Origin of the sequence: Ottowia cancrivicina (assembly GCF_029813755.1) — a bacterium.
Classification (GTDB): Bacteria; Pseudomonadota; Gammaproteobacteria; order Burkholderiales; family Burkholderiaceae_C; genus Ottowia; species Ottowia massiliensis.
Genome location: NZ_JARVII010000104.1, coordinates 1 through 403, shown reverse-complemented (window position 1 = coordinate 403; position 403 = coordinate 1). Strand labels below are relative to the sequence as shown.

Genomic DNA, 403 nt, shown 5'->3' with positions numbered 1-403 from the left:
ACCTTGTCGAGCGTGCCGCGCGCGCGGCCCTTGGGCACATTGCGCAGGCTCACGCGTTTGTGAATGCCTGTTTTTTCTTGCGAGGCTTGCTGCCCAGCCACTTGCTGGGCCTGCGCGGCTTCGCGGCCTTTGGCTTGCGTGGCCGAGCCTGCCTGTGTGGCCGCTTGGGCGGCGGCCTTGGCCTTGCCTTCTTGCGCGGCCTGCCTGGCCTGGGCGCTTTGCACGCTGGACGCTTGCGTGGCGGTTTGCGCCGCGCTTTGGCGCGTGGCGCTGGTTTGCGTGGCCGCCTGCGCGGCGGTTTGCTGTGTGGCTGCGCCCATGCGGGCGGCCACATTGGCGTTTTTGGCTTGCAGGCCCGCCGTGAGGGCTGCTATGGCGCTTTGGCGCGTGGCGTTGAGCAAGG

General features: G+C 69.0%; 1 pseudogene. It reads right to left on the bottom strand.

The annotated features are described in order from the left end of the window. Positions 1-403: pseudogene (locus tag QB898_RS13235) on the bottom strand (hypothetical protein); the annotation flags it as partial.